The sequence below is a fragment of the Flavobacterium hibernum genome (assembly GCF_000832125.1).
In the GTDB taxonomy this organism is placed as follows: Bacteria; Bacteroidota; Bacteroidia; order Flavobacteriales; family Flavobacteriaceae; genus Flavobacterium; species Flavobacterium hibernum.
The window spans coordinates 1-20,171 of record NZ_JPRK01000002.1 but is presented as its reverse complement, the minus strand read 5'-3'; the positions used below and the strand labels follow the sequence as shown (position 1 = coordinate 20,171).

The following is a 20,171-nucleotide window of genomic DNA, read 5'->3' as shown; positions in this document are numbered from 1 at the left end:
CACTTCTTTCTTCTTTCTTCTTAAAAAAATTACTTCAAAGGATTACCATCTTTATCTAACGAACCTGCTTTTACGATAATCAGTTTGTCTAACTGAATGTATTTTTTAATGGCATCGTTTACTTGTTTCAAGGTTACTTTCTCGATATCTTTTGGATATTGTTCGATATAACTTGGTTCCAAACCTCTTTCTACAAAGCCCAAAATCGTTCTGGTCATTCCGTTTGTGGTAGCCATTCCTACTTTAAAACTTCCTATTAGATTGGTTTTCTTGTTTTCCAATTCTTCTAAAGTGATTCCGTCGTTTACCCATTTTTTAACCTGAACTAGGGTTGCGTCTAATCCTTTTTGAAACAAGGTTGGATTGAATGAAGCATTTACCATCCAGTATCCGCCTGTATTGATATTACCGCCCATTCCTGACGAAATATTGTATGTTAATCCGTCATTATCACGTACGGTTTGCATCAAACGTCCTGCAAAACCTGCTCCTAGTGTATAATTTCCAATATAAAATGGAATATAATCTGCATCGGCTCTTTTTAATCCTGTGTATTGTCCAATGTATAATTCGGCACTTGGTTTTTCGGCAATTGTTATTACTTCTGTTTTTGCGTTGGCTTTTACAGCTTCTTCAAACTTCAGGTTTTCAACTATTCCGCCATTCCAATTCTTGAAGGATTTCTGTAACGATTTATTCAAATTTGCTCCTTCGGTATCTCCAACAATTACTAAGTGCATGGATGCTGGTCCAAAATATTTTTTATGAAATGCTTTTACTTCTTCTAATGTTGCATTTTTAACGTTTGCCAAATCTTCTTCAACACTGGTGCTGTAATTTGGATTTGCTTTTGGATATATTGCTTGTGTTAATGCAATGCTTCCTCTTTGTCCCGGATCGTTTAGGTTTTGCTGAATACTTCCTGTAAATTGTTGTTTTAGGTTTTCAAATTCTTTGGCATCAAATAATGGATTTCTAAGTTCTTCGGCTAATAAGGTCACAACTTGATCCAGATCTTTTTTCAAACACTTAAAACCAATATTTACTTTGGTTGTCGATGCGTTTACACTGATGTTTACGCCTAGTTTTTGAAGTTTTTCTGAGAATTTAAATTTATCGTTTAGCGTTGTTCCTTTTGATAACATCGAAGCTGTTAACGAAGAAATTGCAAGGTTTTTACCTTCATTGGCATAATTTCCTAATGAAATACTTGCCGCTACGGTTACAAAATCTTTTGCTGATGTTTTTACTGAAACTACATCTATTCCACTTATTTTTTCTCTTTTGTAAGTTGATGGAGCTTTGTCAATTGTTGTTTCTTCTAATGAAGAAGCGATATTGGTTCTAGTTTTTTGTTCTGATGCAATTGCAGATGAAGCTTCATCATGTTCATGTCCACCTTCTAAATGTCTGTAATAAAACGGTTCATTTTTTGGCATGAAATTATTGGCTTGCACCGATTGTTGTGCTTGATCTCCCTTTTGTTTCGGGATAAAATATCCTGTTGTACTTTGATCCTCGACTAGGTATTTTTGTGCCACTCGCAAAACATCTGCCGGTGTTACTTTTTTAAGTCGGTCTACACCTGTAATATAATCAGTCCAATCTCCGGCTGCAATAGCTTCTGTTAATTCTGAGGCTATTACGCCTGAACCATCTCTGGCTAAAATAGTTTGTGCACTAATATTGGCGACTACTCGATTTACTTCGTCTTGGGTTACGCCTTCTTTTTTGATTTTTGCAATTACTTCATTGATTTTTGTATCAATGTCTTCATGTTTTGATGTCGTTGGAAATCCTACGCCGATATTAAAAAGTCCTACTTCTTTAAAATTTGTAGCACTTGAGTAGGCATAAATTCCTAAACGGGTGTCTACAAATGTTTTGTTTAAAATAGCCGAAGGTCCTGAACCTATTATTTCTGCAAGTATATTCAACGCTGGTAAATCTTCATTAAGAGCTCCTGGTATTTTAAAGGCTTTGTTTACAACGCCTAATTCTCCCGGTTTTCTCACTACAATTTTACGCGGACCGTATTGTTGTGGTTCTTCGGTATAAGGTTGCGGCATTGCGTTTGGTGCTTTTGTTATTTTACCAAAGTATTGTTCGATAAGTTCAAAAACGTTCTCTTTTTTAAAATCGCCTATAATGGTTAATGTTGCATTGTCTGGCCAGTAATAGGTGTTGTAGAAATTACGCAGGACTTCTATTGGCGCTTTTTCAATGTCTGATTTCCAACCTATAGTCGAATGATGGTACGGATGTGCAATATAGGCTGCTGCCCAGATTTCTTTATCTAATAAACTGTTTGGATTGTTTTCGCCTCGTTCGAATTCGTTACGAACTACAGTCATTTCGGCTTCTTTATCTTCTTTTAATAATAAAGAATTTCGCATTCTGTCGGCTTCAATTTGAAGTGCCAATGCTATTTTATCACTTGGTAGTGTTTCAAAATAATTGGTTCTGTCGTACCAGGTTGTGGCATTTAGTTGTGCGCCGGTATTTTGTAGAACATCTGTAATGGTGGTTCCAGTTTTTTTGTTGAAAGTGGGTGTTCCTTTAAACATTAAATGCTCTAACAAATGGGTCGATCCTGTGTTTCCTAAAACTTCATTTTTAGATCCTACGCGATACACAATTTGTACGGTTACAACCGGTGAAGCATTGTCTTGCAAAAGTAAAACATTCATACCGTTGGGTTGGTACAAATACTCTTCGATACCACCTAATTCTTTGATTTTATTGAATTTTGCCGATTTATTTTGCGCTGAAATAAGCGTACAGAAAGCTAGTGAGCAATAGCCCAGAAAGATGTGTTTTTTCATTTTTTGTGATTTTTTTTTAGTTTTCAGTCACGGTTTTCAGTTTTCAGTTTTCAGTCGCAGTTTGCACTAAGACCGAAAACTAAGACCGAAAACTAAGACTGAGACTGAGACTGAGACTGTAAACTGAGACTAAAAGACTTTTTCTAAGACTTACTAAAAATTTCTTTCAATTTAGTTTGAAGTGCTTCTTCACGAAGATTTTTAGCTACAATTTTTCCATCAGGTCCAATTAAGTAATTGGTTGGAACTAATTTTACTCCGTATAAAACGGCTACATCATTTTTCCATCCTTTTAGGTCAGAAACGTGAGTCCAGGTTAAGCCGTCTTTTTCGATTGCTTTTTCCCAAAGGTTCTTTTTGTCATCTAATGAAATTCCTAAAACTTCAAAACCTTTACCGTGATAGGTTTTGTAAGCCTGAACTACGTTTGGATTTTCTTTACGACATGGACCGCACCAGCTTGCCCAAAAATCTACTAATACATATTTTCCTTTATAGTCTGATAATTTTACAACTTTTCCGTTTACATCTGTCTGAGAAAATTCCGGAGCTGTTACGCCAACTGCTGTTTTATCATTAAGATCTATTGCTTCTTTTAACTGCTTTCCGTAAACAGATTTTTGTACTTCTGGAGACAAAACTCCATAATATATTTTTACTTGTTCTGGTGTTCCGTATGATACAATTCTATCACTAATTACTAAGGCAGCAGCAACTTTATCCTTATTTTTTCTAATAAATTTATCTGTTAAATCATCGGCAAAAGTTTGAAGATCTTTCCATTTTTTGTCCATAAAAGCTTGTTGTTCTGCCGTTAATTTCACTTTTCCGTTTTGACTTAGCGAATCTGAAGTTTTATAGACTGGACCTGCAATCGCTTGAATTTTTTTAAATTCGTTATCGTAATATGATTTGTAAATATCATTTTGTGTTGCTCCACTTACTTTTGCTTTGAAAATTGAATCTTTTTTGGCCTCAACTTTTATATTTTCATTATCTAAAAGGAAAAATACACCATACTCTTCTCCTTTTAATTTTATGGTATATAGTAACGGTTCTGAAACTTTTCCTGCAAATGTAAAAACTCCGCCTTTTTGAATTTCTGCTGAATCGGCAATTTTCTTCTCTCCTTTTTCATCTGTATTTTCCAGATATACTGTTCCTTTATCTAATCCAGCAATTGTACCGTTGATGGTAAAACCTTCTTCTTTTTTAGAGCAGGAAATGATCGTGCTTATAAGCGCTAACGCCAATAAACCTGTTTTTAAGATTGTACTTTTCATGTTGATATTTTTTTATTTTTATGTATTGCTTTTTTTTTTGTTTTCAGTCGCAGTTTTCGGTCTCAGTGAGCAGTGAGCAGTGAAAATGTAAAATGTAAACTGTATACTGTAAACTGTGACTAAAAACTGAAAACTAAGATTTTAAAAGTTCTTTCAATTTCTCATCTAATGCCTCGCCTCTTAGATTGTCGCCGATAATTACACCTTTACTATCGATTAAATATGTGGCTGGAATTGTTTTTACGTTGAATGCATTACTCACTTTATTATCGTCTAATAAATTGTGCCATTGCATGTTTTCTTGTCCAAGAGCTTTAAGCCATGCTTTTTCGTCTTTATCAATTGAAATGCTTAAAATTTCGAATCCCTTATCTGCGTAAGCTGTGTAAGCTGTTTTTAAATTTGGAATTTCTTTGCGACATGGTGCGCACCATGATGCCCAAAAGTCGATTAATATGTATTTTTTTCCTGCAACGATGTCTTTTACATTGTAAGCTTTTCCGTCTTTGTCTTTTAATCCAAAATTTGCAACGCTTGTTCCAATTAATGATTTTGGATTTAGGTCTTTATCTACCACTTGACCGTAGTAACTTTTCTTTGCTGCTGGAGAAAATTGCTCGTAAATTGGTTTTTGATCTGGTGTAAAATAGCTGTATTGTGTCAGCATGAAAAATGGTCCCCACCAAGTTGCTTTATTTTTTGTGATTAGATCTTTTGTTGATTTTTCAACTTTAGCAAAAAACGCTTTTTCTTTTGCTTCAAAACTTTTCCATTCTGGACTATTTCCAATAGAATCCATTAGTTTTTTATTTCCTGCAACTCTTGCGCTTGAATATGCTTTAGAAACTTCTTCTGTTCCTTTATGATATTCGATGTAATCTTTATTTAATTCTTCTCTAAAAGCGGTTTCTTTTTTATAATAATCGTTTGCTTTTGATCCTGTGATTACTTCATTTTTAAAATTAATTTTACCATCTTGTTCTTTTAAAACTTCGGCTTCGGCAGTTAGTTTTATTTTCGAATTTTCTACTAAAACTGGAATGTATCCTTTGTTTTTTCCAAACTCAAGATAAAATAAACGTGGTTCGTTTAATTTTCCTGTAAAGGTAAATTTGCCATCTTTACTTGTCGTTTCGGCAACGGCAACTTCTGATGTGTGCGTTGCTCCCGGAAGCAATTTTATAGTTGTTCCGTCTACAAGTCCTGTTATGTTTCCTTCCAGATTATATGAAGTTGCGGCTGCAACTGCAGGCTTTTTCTTTTGTGCCTGACTGTTGTTTGAAAATGCAAATAAACAGATGCATAATCCTAGTATTTTATATTTAATTGTATTCATTTTTTGATTGATATTTTAAGTAAAAGCTTCCCTTTCGGGTGTCCTAATCAGGAAGCTTTAAGGTTTTTATTTTGCTACATTTTGGGTTATTGTTCCGTTTCCAGGGTTTTTTACAGCACCTTGAGGAAATGGCATTGTCCATAAATGAGAAGTAGATGACAAGTTGTAAGTTGTACCGTTGTCTACTTTTGAAAAACTTACTTTATACACTCCTTCTGCATTTAAACGACGAGCGTCCGCAAAAGGAATAAGTGTTAAAATAAGTTCGTTATTCTTAGTTTTAAAAATAGCGTTTAATGCAACTGTCCTATCTGTAGTTACAATATCCTGATAAGACGATGGCTGAATACGTGTTTTACGTACTGCATTTAATGAGGTCAAAGCATCACTAATTTGTCCTGCACGAGCTAGACATTCTGCCTTAATCAAATATATTTCGACAGTTGTAATTCCGCCGTAATTAAACATACCCGACAAGGTTCTTCTGTAATACGTTTCAACACCAACTGTTCTGATTTTCCAACGTGATTTAAAACGAACATCTCCTGCTTCAAAACGTTGTGCACGTTCTACCGGAAGACTAAATTCTGTAGATAAAGAAGTTGAAGCGCCATGACGATACGTGTAATTCTCCACGTAATCATAACCCATTGGAGAGGGTGTATTGGTATAAGAATTTGGAAGATCAATTACGGTTTTATTTGCAACATAATAAGCATTCCAATCGTATAGTCTATTATTTTCGGTCAAAGCCAAATTTGCATATTTTAAAGCCTCAGTATAGTTGCTCATTTGCAAATAAACGCGCGAATTAAAAGCATAACCTGCTCCTAAATTAGGATGCAAAGCAGTTTGAGATACTTTTGGTAAATAAGGCAATGCTTCTTTTACATCGTTTAAAATAAAATCATACAATTCCTGAATGGTTACTTGTTTGCTTGGTGCATTAACATCGGCACTTGTAATTAATGGTACTGATAATTTTGTCTTTGCAGTTGATGCATCATAAGTATCTGCATAAAAATTAACCAAATTATAGTATGACATGGCACGTAAAATTTTTGCCTCGGCCCAAATTATTCTTTTTTGATCTTCGGTTGCTTCTGTTGTTGTTAAAGCATTTTCAATAATCAAATTGAAGGTCGAAATTCCTTGGTACTGCCCGTAGTACATTCTTTCGTCTGACTGCTTTAAATCGATACGATCTGCGGTTTCATCCCACATGTAATTGGCTTTAGTCAAACGCTCGGCTGCCAGCGTAGCTATATCGATAAATTTATCGTTCATCAAGTTTAACGCTTGTGCCGCATCTACACTTTGGTTAGAATATTCGTCGCGAAGAAATGCTTCATAATCTGCCAATGTTGTTGGTATTTTAGATCCCTTTGGTGCATCATCCAGATAATCATTGCAAGATGCAAAAGTCAATCCTAATGTTAATATGCAAAATGCCTTTATATATATATTTTTCATGGTATACTCTTTTTAAATTAGAAATTAATATTTACACCAAAAACTAAACTTGGAGATTGAAAGCCATTTAAAAGGTACTTAGCATCTCTACTTTTAGCAATTGTAAAAACATTTTCGGCATTTAGATTGAAACGTACATCTTGTAATTTTACTGTTTTTAAAACTGATGAAGGCAATCTGTAAGCCAATGAAACGTTACTTAATCTAATATTTGAAGCATCAAGAATATTGATATCTGCGTAACGATAAATGTCACGAGAATCTGAAATATAATCAGCTTCATATTCGTATACAGCACGAGGCACATTAGTAAAAGCTTCGTCACCCGGTTTTTGCCAACGGTTTACAATGTTTTTATTTACAGTTGTAATATCTGTTACATAAGTACCTAATCCGTTAGAATAATTATTTTCTAACATTGGTAAAAATGTATTTCTGATTTTATGTCCTAACTCATAAATAAACAATGCCGAAAGTGAGAAATTCTTGTAATTTACTGCTGTATGAAATGATCCGCTGTGCGTTGGTACAGTTGAACCATAATCGTTAATAGCATTTAGATCTGCCGGATTGTAAATTACTTTTTCGCCTTTTGCATTATAAACCTGAGGTAAACCTTTAGCATTTAAACCAGCCCATTTATAACCGTAAATTGTATTGTAATCGTTACCAACTCTAGGATAAGCAGATGGATAATCTAACTGTAGGTAATATACCGGAGCTGCAACTTTAACAAAATCAACTTTGTTTTTGTTGTACGCATATAAAACTGAGGCATCCCAAGAGAAAGAAGGCGTTTTAACGATTGTTCCTCTTAAAGTTGTTTCGATACCTTTGTTGGTCATTTCTCCATTATTTATTTTGTAAGTAGAATAACCAAAACCTTCTGTTGGCACTCCGTTACTATTTGATAATAAATCCTGTCCTTTTTTGTTGTAAACATCAAAAGTTCCGCTCAATCTATTTTTAAAGAATGAAAAATCGACTCCTATATTGGTTGTGGTTGTTTTTTCCCAAGACAATTCAGGATTTGGTCGTTGGTTAACGTATCCTTGATTTCCGCCAACATTTGGGTTAGCATAATAAGTAGCTGTTAAATATGGTGCAGCATCTTTGGCAACGTTTCCTCCAATACCATAAGAAGCACGAAGTTTAAGTGAATTTATCCAATCTACTGCAAAGAAAGATTCTTTATCAATATTCCACGCTGCTCCTGTAGACCATGTTGGTTTATTTTGATATTTATTGTTTGTTCCCCAAAGGTTTGAACGATCCCAACGTAAACTTCCTGTTAATGAATATCTTCTGTCGTATGTATAACCACCTGTAGAATAAAACGAAACATAACGATTTACTAGTTCACGATCTGCTGAAAAGTTATTACGACCCAAATAACCTGAAAAAACAGAACCGTAAACTTTTAATAAATCTACCTGATTTACTGGCGTATACGATAAAGTTTGCTCATCCCAGCCGTAACGTGTGTTGTCTCCGTATTCTATTTTTGAATGACGAATTTCCATACCTGCAATGGCTGTTACTTCGTGTACATTATTAAAAGTCTGATCAAAATTTAATTGCTGACGGAAATTGTAAGCATTAGAAAATTGATTGGTTTCTTTTAAGATATCACCATAAGGTAAGTTGTAAACTGCTTTGTTATTTGCAATTGTTACTAGACCATTTACTGTAGCTCTAACATCGTAAGAATCTTTTTCTCTTATTAGACTTCCTCTATCAACACCGTATTCGTATTGAAACATTGCATTGTAAGTAAGTGCTTTGTTGAATTTTACATTAAATTTTGCAAAGGTTCTATTTAAGAAGTTTTTAGTTTCATTTATGTTACGTCCCAATTCATCCATTGGTGTAATATCCATGCTGTAAAGACCATATGTTTTCATGGACTGAAGCGTAAAACTATTGTATCGAGATGCAGCTGTAGAAGTAAAATTTGTGCCATCATCATTTACTAACTGATTGTACATCTGAGTTTTAAATTGTGGTCTAAAAGCATTATAAGTTTGCGTATTGCTTTCTCCATAATTAACATATGTCCCTAAATCTAAAGACAACCAGCTTGTAATATCTGTTGAATTTTTTAAATTGATTCCAACAGATTGATTATCAGAATAACGGTCTTCAAATTTGTTTCCTTTATACGTCAAGGAAGCATTAAATGTATTAGATTCGGTTGCTTTACCTAAACTTACGTTGTGCTGAATAAAATACTGATCACGTTTTGCATATCTGGCAATATCATCATAGTATCTGTATCCTTGAGAACCAAGTTGGTTTAATCGATTATTCATATCCGTTTGAGAAATATTTCCTGCATAACCATTTAATAGTGTTTGCATTCCCTGACTCGTAAATATGGCATTGCTTAATAATGATTTTGCATATGTACTTGCATTTGCTCCTTTTAAACTTGGGTTTGCATCTGCCCAACCTTTTTCCAGACTAATAATATCTCCTGCATCCGTAAGGTTTCCGGTGTAATTTCTATATGGAGTTACTGTTAAATTACTTGAAAACGAAATATTTGTTTTTCCAGCTTTGGCTTTTTTAGTTGTAATTACTACAACACCATTTGCTGCACGTGAACCATAAATTGACGACGCTGCTGCATCTTTTAAAACTGTAATTGTTTCAATATCTTCTAAGTTCAAGTTTGGAAGATTTTCCACTAAATTAAAATTCTCAGTAAATTTTGTGTTTTCGATTGGGAAACCATCAATTACATAAAGTGGAGTTGTTAAACCATTCATAGTAGTTTGACCACGAATTTTACCGTTTTGGTATCCTACGATACGTCCTTCTAAAATTTTGTTTAAACTACTTAAACGTTGCTCTTGAAAATCTTTTGCTTTTAAATTAGAAAAAGATCCTGTTGCTTGTTCTGATGAAATGTTTTGATAACCTGTAGTTAATATAACTTCGCCTAATTCAAGTGTATCTTCTTTAAGGACAACATTGATAACACTTCTGCCGGCTACTTTTATTTCTTGTCTTACATATCCTAAATATGCAAAGGCCAAAGTAGTTTCTTTACTAACTGCTATAATTTGAAATTCTCCATTAAAGTCAGTTTGTACGCCTCTTCCAGAACCATTATCTGAAATTGCAGCACCTACTAAAGGATTTCCTTTTTCGTCTGTAACTTTACCTTTTACGATAAAATCTTCTGCTACTTTTTGCGCTACAACTGTTTTTTCTGCCGGTGCTTTTTTAGGTGTTAAAATAATATGAGAGCCTGAAATTTTAAAATCAGTTCCTGTATTATTAAAGATTGTACTTAGAATCGTTTCCATAGAGGCGTCATTAAGCCTAACGTCTATTTTTCGATCTAAATCAACAGATCTTACGTTGTAAACAAATCTGTAATTTGTGGTATACTCAATTTTTTCTATTATTTTTCCAACGGTCATGTCGCTGGCATTAAATGACATTTTTGCTTTTTGCGAGTAGCTTACTCCCGCTTGCATCACTGTCATAGTGGTCAATAAAAATAATGTAGTCAATTTCATCTTCAAATCAAATTTCAAAAAAGGCTTGTCGAACCTGATTTTGTTCAATACTTTTTTCATACTTTTAAATGTTTTTAATTGTGGTTGGTTAGTTTATCGATCGCATTTTATTCTACCGGGAAATGTTGGCGCATTTTCCGGTTTTTTTGTAAATAACGATCCATTTTTTTCTGAACGTTTTGTTACATAGGCATTTTATTTATTTTAGATTGTTGATTTTAGATTTTAGATTTCTGATATCCAAAATCTTTATTCTATTTTCTTTATTCTTTATCCTCTTACTTAATCGTTATTTTATCTTCATCAATCTTATAATCAATCGCGTAGCTATCGCTAAAATATTTTAAAACCACTTCTATTGGTTCATTATCAAAGCGGGCATTAAAAATTTCTTTTCCTAGCTCTTTATTTTTATTGATAAAAGTAACATTGTAATGACGCTCTAACTTTTTAATAATCGATTCAAAAGAAGCATTTTTAAACACTAAACTTCCTTTTACCCAAGCTGTGTAATAATCTGTATTGACGCTTTCTGTGGTGATTTTTTGTTGTCCTCGCATATTTGAACCTTTTAATCTCGGAGTCAAATACACTTGATTTTCTGCTGTTTTTTTATCTTTGTAAAGCGAAACTTTTCCTTCGACCAAAACTACATCTGTGCTTATATCTTCTGTATACGAATTAACGTTGAACTTAGTTCCTAATACTTCAACATCAATATCTTGTGTATTTACTGTAAACGGATGTGCTTTGTCTTTTGCAACTTCAAAAAAAGCTTCACCTGTTAAGTATACTTGTCGGTTTTGATTCCTTAAAAACTGAACTGGATATCGTAATGAAGTTCCGGCATTTAGATGAATTATTGTTCCATCTGCTAATTGTACTTCGAACTTTTTCCCGTACGGAATTTTAAGTGTATTGTAAACCAATTCTCCGCTAGCGTATGTTTTAGAATATATAAATCTGTTTTTTTCTTGTTTTCCAATTACTTTTCCATCTTTATCTGTCAAATTTCTTGATTCAGATGTATCTACTGTTTCTGTTGATTCATCTCCTAATTGAAGTACAATTTCATCTTGTCTTGGAACCACGACATTTCCTTTAGAATGAAATAAGTTTGAACTTTTATAGAAATAAAAACTTCCTAATGCTACAATCAAAATAGCGGCATATTTATAATACGATGAGAATCTTCTTTTCTGGAAAACATTATTTTCCTTTTTAATTCTTTCAGATAATTGTTTTCTCACTTCGGTCGAATCAAAAGTATTTACAACAGTATCTATTGCATAATTGGTTTTTACGAAATCCTTAAATACAATTTGATTCTCTTCTACCTTTAGCCATTCTGTTAACGTTTCTATTTCGTCCTGACTGGCTTGATTCGTAATAAATTTTACGATTAGTCGCTCTGACTTTTTCACTGTCATTTTACTCTTTTTAAATATTATTACGAAGCTAAAAAACAAAACCCTAACAATTTGATAATCTTTTTTTCATTTTACTGTTTTTTTTACTATTTGAAATCTTTTTCTTTCAATTAAAATTTTTAAAAACTCTATAAATTCGATAGAATTAATAAACTAAATAATATATCTTTGCATTTTTAAGTACTTTTTTATTTGTAATAAAATTCAATAGAAAAGAGAAAAAGTTACTCTTTTTGGCAAAAAAAAGATCATTTTGAATCCTAAAAATTATAAATTTATATATTTGTTTCAATGAAAAGCGAAGATTATAACGATAACGATATCCTAATTGAATCTCTAAAAAATGGAGACGAGAAAGCGTACAATTATTTGATCGATACGTATCATCATAAACTTTGCGTTTATGCTAACAGTTTGGTAAAGAATATTTATAGTGCCGAGGATATTGTACAAAATGTATTTATAAAAGTATGGGAACAACGTACTCGCTTAAAAACAAATCACGCTATTAAAAGCTTTCTTTACAAATTAGTTTACAATGAGTTTATTGACTTGTACCGAAAAAATCAATCACTATTTTCATTAGAAAAATCGTATTACGATGCCTTAAATTCGATTGTTCTAGAAGATGATTCAGAATCTTTGCAACGTGTTATAAATGTAGTAGATAAAGAAATACAAAACTTACCTCCAAAATGTAAAGAAGTTTTTATTTTAAGTAAAAAAGAAGGTTTAACTAACATTGAAATTGCAGAACATCTAGACGTTTCTATAAAAACTGTAGAAGCTCAAATAACAAAAGCGTTTTCTATTTTACGCTCTTCGCTTGACGATAAAATAAAAAATTTCCTGTTTTTATTATTCTCAAAAAAGAAAAGTTTACGATTAAATCTTTAGAATAATTTACAATACTCAAGAAGTATTATGCAAGTGCTTTGCAAGATTTAAAAAACTCATAAGCTCTTTTTTCTGCATAAGAAAACTCTGAATTTCGCAAAGGAAAAGCGCAATGTCCTCCATATTTTGGTGTCTCCAGATATACATATTCACTTTCTTGGGCTATTGCTCGCGGATAACATCTTTCTCCCAAAAAAGGATCATCAAGAGAATTAATAATTAAAACGGGAGTGGTAATATTTTTAAGAGAAAATTCTGGAGAAACGCGTTGATAATAGTCGTCTCGGCTCGCGAAACCGTGCAAAGGTGCCGTAAAATAATGATCGACTTCGTCAAAAGAAGTGATTTTATCAATTTGATCGCTGTTTATAAAATCAGGAAACTGCGCTGCTTTATATTTCAGCTTTTTTTTAATATCTATTGTAAAATTCTTTAAATAAACACGGTTAAAACCTTGTTTAAGGACTGCTGCACTTGTTGCGATATGAGTTGGTGTCGAAATCGAGACAGCAGCTTTTAAACGCTCATCGATTTTGGTCCATCCTAAATAATTTAGCAGCTGAACACCTCCCATTGAATATCCAATAAGATAAACTTCTTCAAATCCTTTCTTTAAAACAAACTGAACTACTTCATTCAAATCGTCAACTGCACCGTGATGATAAAGTCTTGGCAAACGGTTCATTTCTCCTCCACAGGTACGGTTGTTCCATGCAAAAACTGAAAAACCTTCTTGTTGAAAATAAGCTGCGCAACTATTATTATACGTTCTACGGGAATCTCCTTCTAAACCATGACATAAAATAACTGCTTTTTTTGGGTCGTTTACAATGAAATCGATATTGATAAAATCTCCGTCACTTAATTCCTGTTTTTCTCTTGTATATCCAGGTGCGTCAAACTTTTTAAACAACGCAGCATAAATAGTCGAAACATGCCTGTTGCGATGAATAATCGGAGGAAAATTATATTCTGATTCTTCAATTACTGGCATGATAAAAAAGTTTTTGTGGGTTATACAAATCTAAGAAATGAATCAACACGTACTTTAAAACTTTCACTTTAATTTCATTTTTAAAAATCGCGGCTCAAAAGAAATTGCATCAAAAAAAACTTTAAAATAATATGATGTTTCTCTAATTAAAAAACCCTCCAAAATTAAAATGATTTTGAAGGGTCTAGTTTTTTTTCGATGATAAAAAGCTTCAAGCTTTCATTAAAAAGAAACTGTTTCAAGAAATTCAATTACCTCTCCGTTAAGCCCGTAAACCAAACTGTTGCTCACTTTTACTTTTTTTCCAAGGTTTTCAAGTTCCAATGTTTCTTTTACTGATAAAGGTTTGGCTCCATTTTTTACGGCTTCGTTAAAAGCCTTTTCGGCATCTTCAACAGTAAAACAAATATGCAATAGCGCATTTTCTATATATGGATCTCCTGGTATTCGTTTACGTCCCTGAGTTGGAAAATCGGCATTATTGTCACAGATTTCAATATAACAGTCAAATGCTTTATTTTTCATCATAATGCATTTTTCCAAATTAAACTGTGGTAGGCTCCAGCTGTGCGCAATTTCGAAATTAAGAGTGCGGTAAAATTCTATTGTTTCATCGACATTCTGAGCTTTAACTGCAAAATGATGAAATCCTTTTATGTTGTTATTCATTATCATTAAATTTGAAACAAATATAATTCCTAAAGTCTCAGAAAGGGACTGCTTACAAAATTGTTAGTCATGCGAAAAGAAAGCTCTACAAACTTTGAAAACCAACAAACTCTTACGGATTTTTGTAATGCTTCTAAAACACTAATGCTCATTTCGGGGCGTTGGAAATTATCGCTCCTTTTTAGTTTATTGGAACATAATTCCCGAACTTTTTCTGATTTCAAACAAATTGTACCTGCCATAAGTGACCGTATTTTGGCACTTCAGCTAAAGCAACTCACGGAAGATTCTTTGATTGCGAAACAAAAAAGAGAAAATTTCATGTTTTATACTTTAACAGAAAAAGGAAAATCTCTAAAAGATATTCTTGTAAATCTCGCCAAATGGCAAACAAATTTGGAGTAATTTAAAATCACTTATTTAAATTACAATGGAAGTGTAATTGTAAAGACGGTTCCTTTATCAACAATTGAACGAACTTGAATTGTACCGTTATGCAGGCTAATAATTTGTTTAACAATAGACAATCCAACGCCATAACCATTTTCATAATTTTTGTTTTTTCCTCTATAAAATAAATTATAAATCTGCTCTAAATCTTCTTCAGGAATACCAATTCCGTTGTCTGAAAAAGTTAATACGATCTTATCTGATGCTGCATTTATATCGACAATGCAAGAATGATCGTTAGAATATTTACAGGCGTTTTCCATAATATTCGAAAAAGCGATCTGTAATAAGTACGGGTTTCCAAGATAATTATAAAAATTAGCATCAGTATCGTCTAAATCTCTGTAGCTTATTGCAATTTTATATTTTACATCTTTCTTATTTAGTAAATTTAATTTGGCATCAACAAGAACTTCATCTATTCGAATGTTTGACATTTTTATTTGCGAAATATCATAATTAGCACGTGCAAAGTCAAGAAGTGCAGTCGAAAGCTGCGAAACATGATTTGCCTCTTCTAAGGCGTTATCTAATGATACTTTATAATCGTCAATCGTTTGATTTAATTCTTTACCAAGTTCAATTTCAGCAATTAATATAGAAAGTGGCGTACGGAATTCATGTGAAATAGTGGTTACAAAATTTCTATGATTATTAAATGATTTTTCTAATCTGTTAAAAGTAGCGTTGAAAGTTTGCGTAAGCTCGTAAAGTTCGTCTTTAGCTTTTGGCACTACAATGCGTTTATTTAGATTATGTTCGGATATATCTCTGATTTGAAAGATAATATCCTTAAGTGGTTTTAATGTGTAATAAGAAAACCCAAAACCAATAATAAAGATTAAGATAATTGAGATAAAATAAACATACATTACATTTTCTTTAAAAGCATTAATATGATTTAATCCCGTTACGTCTACTGCTCTTCCTACAATATAAAAAGCTCTGTTATTATCGGTATAAACAATGCCTCGGTATTGGTATTTATCATCTACCCAATTTAATGTTCGATTCTTTTTTATAGACTGTAATATTTTTTTACTGCCTAGTGGTGGCATATTATCTGAAAAATAAAGATTAAAATTACTATCATAAACACTAATATCAGCTTCATTAAGGACTTTCTTATTTTTAGTATGAAGAAATTTAATCAAGTCTTTATTAATCTGAGCATCGAATATAAACTCAGCGCGCCAAGTTATTTTATAATCAAGACGATCAAAAAATTCATCTTTCCTGTTTTTTTCAGAAACAAAATATACGCTGTATGCAAAAACAAAAAGAATAAAAGCGGTTAAAATAGCATAAGCAAGAGCAGTTCTAGTTACTAATTTCATATTTTACTGCTTAAAATAAAACCCATACCTACTTTAGTATGAATTAGTTTCTGTTCAAAACCTTTATCAATTTTTTTTCTTAAATAAGCGATATAAACGTCAATATAATTGGTTCCGGTATCAAAATTATTTCCCCAAACATTATCGGCAATCTCATCTCGAGTAAGAAGTCTTTCGGGATTCTGCATCATAAAATGCAATAAATTAAATTCTTTTGGAGTCAGATTAATTGCTAATCCTTCTCTGTAGATCACCTTAGTTCTTTTATCCATAACAAGGTTGCCATAAACAATTTGCGCACTTTCATCTGCTGTACTAACTGTATCACTTTTACGCTGTAGCAAAGCCTTAACTCTTGCGTAAAGTTCCCTGATTTCAAAAGGTTTTACGAGATAATCATCCGCACCAGCATCAAAACCTTCAATTTTTTCGTCTATAGTTCCCAATGCTGTGAGCATAATAATTGGGATCTTTTTTCCCGAATGGCGAATTTTTTTACAGAAGGTAATTCCATCCATTCCTGTTAACATAATATCTGTGATAATTAAATCAAAGTCAATTTTCTCCAAAAGTATAAGTCCCTCTTCTGCTTCTTCTGAAATATACACTTGATATCCCTGACTTTCCAATCCGCGCTTCAGTAATGCAGAAACACGACTGTTATCTTCAACTATCAACATCTTCATCTGTATACTTCGATTTTAAATTCAATTCAAATTTACGACAATAATTTGTCTTTCTAAAAAGCCTCTGTGTATACCGCAATTCGCACATCTTACAAATTATCTGAATATCAATTATTTAAAAACAAAAACAAAAGTTTTCTAATAACATTCTATAGTCTTTCTAATACTTTTCTAATAACTCTAAGACTATCCTGAATCTAACTTTGTCCTGTCAAAAACAAGTAGTGATCACTACCAAACAGAATGTAAATTTTAACTATACATGAAAACAAATTATTTAAAGATTGGATTATGTCTTTCTCTCTTAGCAGGATTCATAAATACAATAAATGCTCAAAAAAAGAACGATTTTGGAAACCCAACACTTACACATTATTTAAACGATGAAAAAACTCGCTCTATATCTTTTAGCGGTTATACCGAAATTTGGGCGCGCTACTTAGAACTTAATCCCGGAAGCTTAGTAAATGGTGAGCAAGTAAATAGTATTTCTGACTTGTCATTACGAAGAGTACGTGTAAAAATGGCTTATCAGCCTACTGAGAAGTTTACATTTGTATTACAAGGTGGTTTAACCAACGTTAATGTAGCTTCTAAAACATCTCCAACATTTGAACTTTTAGATGCTTATGCAGAATATAAATTTAATGATGTAATTGCTGCTGGTGCTGGACGATCTACATGGAGAGGTTTATCAAGATTTACTACAGGACCATTAAATACTTTATTATACGATTTACCATCTTATGCCACAGGAAATGCCGGTATATCAGACGAAACCGTTAGAGAGTTAAGTATTTACGCAAAAGGACAAATTGGCAAACTTGATTATCGTCTGGTTATTGCTGATCCGTATACAAATGTCAGTGCAGATCCACAGTATAACCTTGCCACTTTTAGTAAAACGAGCCCTAACAAAGATTACTCAGGTTATTTTAAATATGAATTCTTTGAATCTGAAAACAATTCTTCTCCGTTTCACTCTGGAACATACAGCGGGAAAAAGAAAGTTCTAGCATTAGGTGCAGGATTTGAATATATGCACAATGCATTGTGGCATTTAGACGAAACGAAAACTACCATCAATGATGACGAAAAAAGCTTTGCAGTTGATATTTTCTACGATACACCAATAAACAAAGACCGAGGTACTTCTTTTAGTGCTTATGCCATGGCAATGAATAATAATTATGGTCCAAACTATGTACGCTATTCCGGAGTGAGTAATCCAGCAAGTGGCGTAAATACAGCCACAAGTAGTCTAAACGGTGCCGGTAATAATTCGCCAGTAATTGGAACTGGTAATACTTATTACGTTCAAATTGGCGGTACACTACCTTACTTTAATAGAGATAAAAACAATCTACAATTACAACCTGCAGCAAGTGTGATGTTGTCAGATCTTGACGGACTTCACGATAAAGCATTGACTTATGATGCTGGTGTATCTTTATTAATGAACGGTATGTCGTCAAGGTTGACTGTTGATGCACAAAACCGTCCAATCTATAAATTAAACAATATCGGTCAAGCCGATGTATCAGACCGAAAATGGCAGTTTGTTCTGAAATACAGAATCGACTTTAATTAAAACTTTACATATGGAAAGAAGAAATTTTATTATCGCATCAGCGAGTGCAGGAGCACTTGCGTTAACCGGAGAAAATGTGTTAGCAAATACTAAAAATGAAACAGAGACAGAAACTAAACCCAAAACAGTTTATTTTCATTACCTCCTATTTTGGCTTAAACCAGAACTTACACCTAATCAGGTAAAAGATTTTCAAAACTTTTTTGAAGGGCTTAAAAAACTTCCGTACGTGAAAAATGTTCGTTATGGCGGACCAGCTAACTCAAGTCCAAGGCCCGTTATGGACAATTCTTTTACATACAATGCATCTATGGAATTTGATTCTCTCGAGGATCTGGAAACTTACGGAAAGCTAGACGAACATCTTGCTTTAGTTGCAAAATACAAACCATTTTTTAATAAAATGATGGTTCACGACTCTATATACAATCAATAAAAATTATTACTTTTAAAATCAATAACAAATGAAAAATTTACTAAGAGGATTTATCCTAACAGCGGTTATTATGACAGCAAACAGCAATTATGCACAAAACCACAAAAGCGTTTCCGTAAAATCTATGGAAGAAGCTTCTGAAATCCCTGCCTACCGTCTTGTAAACAAACCCGATGGTTCGTGCTACTTCGAAAAAGGTACAATACCATCATTAAAACACATGAATACAGCTTCTTTTTGGTACAGTAACAAGACTGAAGAATGGGAAAAGAATGCACATCCAGCACCAAGAAAACAATATGTAATAACAGTAAAAGGTAAAATTAAATTTAAAGTCTCAGACGGTAGTACCTTTATCATAGAACCTGGTGTAGTATTACTTGCAGAAGATCTAAAAGGTAAAGGCCACAGCTGGGATATGGTTGATAGTGATGTTTGGGAACGCTTATATATTCCAATTACCGAAAATTCAGATGATCTTTTTCAGCCTGAATCAAAATAAACATACTTTTCTTTATCAAAAGGTGCTCCGATAATCGAGTACCTTTTTTTATATCTCTAACTTAAGGTTTTCATAGTAAGAATAGAGAAAATGTAACCATCAAAGAATCATAATACATTTCTAACGTCAGAAAGAAACTATTGCCAAAGCATATTATTAATCAAATTGACACCTAAACATTTCTACAGCTAATAACTTATTCAAGATCCTGCATTTTAAGGCAAAATATCATTAATCAATTTTGCCTATTTATAGTGTTAGGTACTCTCTTACGATTGAGCCCATCTTGCGTAGAAACATAGAGTTGTCAAGTTTAGAAAACATTAATATATTATACAATATCACCTCTATTAAGTATAATTACCTCTTAAACTATTTTGACAATAGAATCAATGCTTTAATATTTCTTTTAGTATTAAAGCTATTAGATCTTAATTTATAGACTAAAGTAATATGAATTTCTTCCTATTCAGATTATCTAATCATTTTATGTACCTATATGTTTTACAGATACACCTTTATAGAAATCATTGAAGAAATTAAACGTTGCAGTTTTTCCAACCCTATAAAAACAAAAAAACCCTATCCGATTGGATAGGGTTTTTGAAAAGAAAGGCGACGACATACTCTCCCACATAACTGCAGTACCATCTGCGCAGGCGGGCTTAACTACTCTGTTCGGGATGGGAAGAGGTGAGCCCCGCCGCAATAACCACCTTAAGGTCGTTGTTA

General features: G+C 32.9%; 15 protein-coding genes and 1 rRNA gene. 5 read left to right on the top strand and 11 right to left on the bottom strand.

The window, feature by feature from the left end; genetic code table 11:
• Window positions 1-29 precede the first annotated feature (29 nt).
• The 6 genes from IW18_RS00270 to IW18_RS00245 form a co-directional block, all read right to left on the bottom strand.
• A complete protein-coding gene (locus IW18_RS00270; RefSeq protein WP_041515587.1) occupies window positions 30-2,825 on the bottom strand; it encodes a M16 family metallopeptidase in 2,796 nt (931 codons plus the stop codon).
• Between the two features lie 143 nt (window positions 2,826-2,968).
• Window positions 2,969-4,108, bottom strand: a complete 1,140-nt coding sequence (locus tag IW18_RS00265; RefSeq protein WP_052480019.1) for a TlpA disulfide reductase family protein — start codon at window positions 4,106-4,108, stop codon at window positions 2,969-2,971.
• 133 nt (window positions 4,109-4,241) lie between these two features.
• The gene (locus IW18_RS00260; RefSeq protein WP_052480018.1) at window positions 4,242-5,444 is read right to left on the bottom strand and encodes a TlpA disulfide reductase family protein; all 1,203 of its coding nucleotides are present in this window, start codon (window positions 5,442-5,444) and stop codon (window positions 4,242-4,244) included.
• A gap of 66 nt (window positions 5,445-5,510) precedes the next feature.
• Complete coding sequence (locus IW18_RS00255) at window positions 5,511-6,917, bottom strand: RagB/SusD family nutrient uptake outer membrane protein (RefSeq protein ID WP_041515586.1); 1,407 nt, start codon at window positions 6,915-6,917, stop codon at window positions 5,511-5,513.
• A gap of 17 nt (window positions 6,918-6,934) precedes the next feature.
• Entirely contained in the window at window positions 6,935-10,507 is a 3,573-nt protein-coding gene (locus IW18_RS00250) for a SusC/RagA family TonB-linked outer membrane protein (RefSeq protein WP_041515585.1), read from the bottom strand.
• A 218-nt stretch (window positions 10,508-10,725) separates the two neighbouring features.
• Complete coding sequence (locus IW18_RS00245) at window positions 10,726-11,877, bottom strand: FecR family protein (protein WP_041515584.1); 1,152 nt, start codon at window positions 11,875-11,877, stop codon at window positions 10,726-10,728.
• 291 nt (window positions 11,878-12,168) lie between these two features.
• Between IW18_RS00245 and IW18_RS00240 the strand changes: the two genes are divergently transcribed.
• Window positions 12,169-12,774, top strand: a complete 606-nt coding sequence (locus IW18_RS00240) for an RNA polymerase sigma factor (protein ID WP_041515583.1) — start codon at window positions 12,169-12,171, stop codon at window positions 12,772-12,774.
• A gap of 25 nt (window positions 12,775-12,799) precedes the next feature.
• Here IW18_RS00240 and IW18_RS00235 read toward each other — a convergent pair whose 3' ends face one another.
• Together IW18_RS00235 and IW18_RS00230 are read right to left on the bottom strand one after the other, a co-directional pair.
• Window positions 12,800-13,768, bottom strand: coding sequence for a YheT family hydrolase (locus IW18_RS00235; protein WP_041515582.1), 969 nt, complete (start codon window positions 13,766-13,768; stop codon window positions 12,800-12,802).
• Between the two features lie 222 nt (window positions 13,769-13,990).
• Window positions 13,991-14,437 (bottom strand): VOC family protein, encoded by a 447-nt coding sequence (locus tag IW18_RS00230; RefSeq protein WP_240475516.1) that lies wholly within the window; start codon window positions 14,435-14,437, stop codon window positions 13,991-13,993.
• A 69-nt stretch (window positions 14,438-14,506) separates the two neighbouring features.
• Here IW18_RS00230 and IW18_RS00225 point away from each other — a divergent pair, with 69 nt between their 5' ends.
• Window positions 14,507-14,842 (top strand): winged helix-turn-helix transcriptional regulator, encoded by a 336-nt coding sequence (locus IW18_RS00225; protein WP_041515580.1) that lies wholly within the window; start codon window positions 14,507-14,509, stop codon window positions 14,840-14,842.
• 20 nt (window positions 14,843-14,862) lie between these two features.
• On the opposite strand, the gene IW18_RS00220 is transcribed toward IW18_RS00225, so the two are convergent.
• Both IW18_RS00220 and IW18_RS00215 read right to left on the bottom strand, forming a co-directional pair.
• Window positions 14,863-16,224, bottom strand: a complete 1,362-nt coding sequence (locus IW18_RS00220; protein WP_041515579.1) for a sensor histidine kinase — start codon at window positions 16,222-16,224, stop codon at window positions 14,863-14,865.
• Window positions 16,221-16,910 carry a response regulator transcription factor gene (locus IW18_RS00215; protein ID WP_041515578.1) on the bottom strand — a complete coding sequence of 230 codons (690 nt, stop codon included), beginning with the start codon at window positions 16,908-16,910 and terminating at the stop codon, window positions 16,221-16,223. Before IW18_RS00215 ends, IW18_RS00220 begins: the two co-directional genes overlap by 4 nt.
• Window positions 16,911-17,172: 262 nt before the next feature.
• Here IW18_RS00215 and IW18_RS00210 point away from each other — a divergent pair, with 262 nt between their 5' ends.
• The 3 genes from IW18_RS00210 to IW18_RS00200 are packed head-to-tail and all read left to right on the top strand — an operon-like array spanning window position 17,173 to window position 19,439.
• Complete coding sequence (locus IW18_RS00210) at window positions 17,173-18,501, top strand: hypothetical protein (protein WP_041515577.1); 1,329 nt, start codon at window positions 17,173-17,175, stop codon at window positions 18,499-18,501.
• Window positions 18,502-18,511: 10 nt separating this feature from the next.
• Window positions 18,512-18,937, top strand: a complete 426-nt coding sequence (locus IW18_RS00205; RefSeq protein ID WP_041515576.1) for a Dabb family protein — start codon at window positions 18,512-18,514, stop codon at window positions 18,935-18,937.
• Between the two features lie 28 nt (window positions 18,938-18,965).
• Window positions 18,966-19,439: a cupin domain-containing protein gene (locus tag IW18_RS00200; protein ID WP_041515575.1), complete on the top strand. Its 474-nt coding sequence runs from the start codon at window positions 18,966-18,968 to the stop codon at window positions 19,437-19,439.
• A 610-nt stretch (window positions 19,440-20,049) separates the two neighbouring features.
• On the opposite strand, the gene rrf is transcribed toward IW18_RS00200, so the two are convergent.
• Window positions 20,050-20,159, bottom strand: a 5S ribosomal RNA gene (rrf, locus tag IW18_RS00195).
• Between the last annotated feature and the right edge of the window lie 12 nt (window positions 20,160-20,171).

Excerpts from the sequence above, each read along its gene's own strand:
- IW18_RS00255 (WP_041515586.1), bottom strand. The coding sequence starts at position 6,917 with ATGAAAAATATATATATAAAGGCATTTTGCATATTAACATTAGGATTG.
- IW18_RS00215 (WP_041515578.1), bottom strand. The coding sequence starts at position 16,910 with ATGAAGATGTTGATAGTTGAAGATAACAGTCGTGTTTCTGCATTACTG.
- IW18_RS00200 (WP_041515575.1), top strand. The coding sequence starts at position 18,966 with ATGAAAAATTTACTAAGAGGATTTATCCTAACAGCGGTTATTATGACA.
- IW18_RS00220 (WP_041515579.1), bottom strand. The coding sequence starts at position 16,224 with ATGAAATTAGTAACTAGAACTGCTCTTGCTTATGCTATTTTAACCGCT.
- IW18_RS00225 (WP_041515580.1), top strand. The coding sequence starts at position 14,507 with ATGCGAAAAGAAAGCTCTACAAACTTTGAAAACCAACAAACTCTTACG.
- IW18_RS00205 (WP_041515576.1), top strand. The coding sequence starts at position 18,512 with ATGGAAAGAAGAAATTTTATTATCGCATCAGCGAGTGCAGGAGCACTT.
- IW18_RS00260 (WP_052480018.1), bottom strand. The coding sequence starts at position 5,444 with ATGAATACAATTAAATATAAAATACTAGGATTATGCATCTGTTTATTT.
- IW18_RS00230 (WP_240475516.1), bottom strand. The coding sequence starts at position 14,437 with ATGAATAACAACATAAAAGGATTTCATCATTTTGCAGTTAAAGCTCAG.
- IW18_RS00240 (WP_041515583.1), top strand. The coding sequence starts at position 12,169 with ATGAAAAGCGAAGATTATAACGATAACGATATCCTAATTGAATCTCTA.
- IW18_RS00210 (WP_041515577.1), top strand. The coding sequence starts at position 17,173 with ATGAAAACAAATTATTTAAAGATTGGATTATGTCTTTCTCTCTTAGCA.
- IW18_RS00235 (WP_041515582.1), bottom strand. The coding sequence starts at position 13,768 with ATGCCAGTAATTGAAGAATCAGAATATAATTTTCCTCCGATTATTCAT.
- IW18_RS00270 (WP_041515587.1), bottom strand. The coding sequence starts at position 2,825 with ATGAAAAAACACATCTTTCTGGGCTATTGCTCACTAGCTTTCTGTACG.
- IW18_RS00250 (WP_041515585.1), bottom strand. The coding sequence starts at position 10,507 with ATGAAAAAAGTATTGAACAAAATCAGGTTCGACAAGCCTTTTTTGAAA.
- IW18_RS00265 (WP_052480019.1), bottom strand. The coding sequence starts at position 4,108 with ATGAAAAGTACAATCTTAAAAACAGGTTTATTGGCGTTAGCGCTTATA.
- IW18_RS00245 (WP_041515584.1), bottom strand. The coding sequence starts at position 11,877 with ATGACAGTGAAAAAGTCAGAGCGACTAATCGTAAAATTTATTACGAAT.